This is a genomic window from Herbiconiux daphne (genome assembly GCF_024979295.1).
In the GTDB taxonomy this organism is placed as follows: domain Bacteria; phylum Actinomycetota; class Actinomycetes; order Actinomycetales; family Microbacteriaceae; genus Herbiconiux; species Herbiconiux daphnes.
Window position 1 is genome coordinate 1 of record NZ_JANLCJ010000130.1, and the last position, 1131, is coordinate 1131.

A 1131-nucleotide genomic window follows, 5' to 3' on the forward strand; every position below is an offset into this window, starting at 1 on the left:
GTTAACTGCGATCGGGCTAGTTTTTTTCAAGTCGATCGTGATTGCGCCTGCTGTTCCTGTTCCGATTCCTTTCGCCAACGTAACACCGATCATGTTGTTGATTGTACGTTCAATCAAAGCGTCCATTGAAACAGTCAAAGCGTTTTGAACTGTTGTAGAAATCATTGACAAGAACGAGTTCAATTCTGTTGCGCTGTTGAATGATTCTTTCACCTGTTTTTCTGTGAATGAAACGGCAATTTCAAAAGTAGTTTTTGAGTTGAAGAATTTTGCGCTTACCTTTGGTTGGTGGAAAACGTCAGTTGGATAAGAAGTTCCGTCAGTAAGTTCCCAAGACTTGTTTTCTTGCGCCTCTGGTAACTCCATTGCTACCCGTTGTAGGATAGAACCGAATTCCCAAGAATCTTTCAAAATGCTTGATCCTGTACCTGAATAGACGCGATTTTCAAAATCTGTCTTCCCGATACGGTTTACGAGTTTCTTGACGTAATTGTCAACGCTTGTTTGGTCAAAAATTGTTTTACCAACGTCAACAATATTGGATAAATCTTCTAGGACAACGTCTGTTTTGCCTGTTAATTCTTGGACGATATCTGATAAAATCGAATGGACTTGAGTTACTTTCATTGTTTAAATCTCCTTTAATAATTTATTTTTATTTTCGTGAACATTATAGACAATTAAGCTTGTTTTGTAAAGCTAGATTGTTGTTTTCAAAATTTGACGGCGGATATCCTCGAACATGATACTCCGTAACGTGACGAATTGTGACAAGGATAACTTGTCGGTGGTGGTTTCCGTTCTGACAAGCCCGTTCTTTGTGATCGTGTTGTGATCGTCCTTAAAGTCGTTCGCGTCAAAGGCGGTAACTTGTCCCTTAACTGCTGAATCGTAGTCCTCACGGATCGTTTTCATTCCCTGCGGGATATACCCGTTCTGAATGATTGTCGCGTAGGAATTCCATGTTTCGGCAAACTTGCGGGCTAGGATCGTGCCTAGACTTGTATAAATCGCGTCAAAGTTTTTCGGATCACACTTTGATTGCAGGACTAACATATCGCGAATTTCACGCCCTCCGTTGTCAAAGGCGAAAATTTCTGCGAGTTGATCCGCGTCCTGACCTTTAAGGCT

General features: G+C 41.1%; 2 protein-coding genes. Both read right to left on the reverse strand.

Annotated elements, in window-relative coordinates; genetic code table 11:
* The coding region (locus N1032_RS23545) for a phage major capsid protein (protein ID WP_259542796.1) at positions 1 to 627 on the reverse strand (627 nt) is incomplete at its 3' end.
* Positions 628 to 699: 72 nt separating this feature from the next.
* A partial coding sequence (locus N1032_RS23550; RefSeq protein ID WP_259542797.1) for a hypothetical protein occupies positions 700 to 1131 on the reverse strand: 432 nt, incomplete at its 5' end.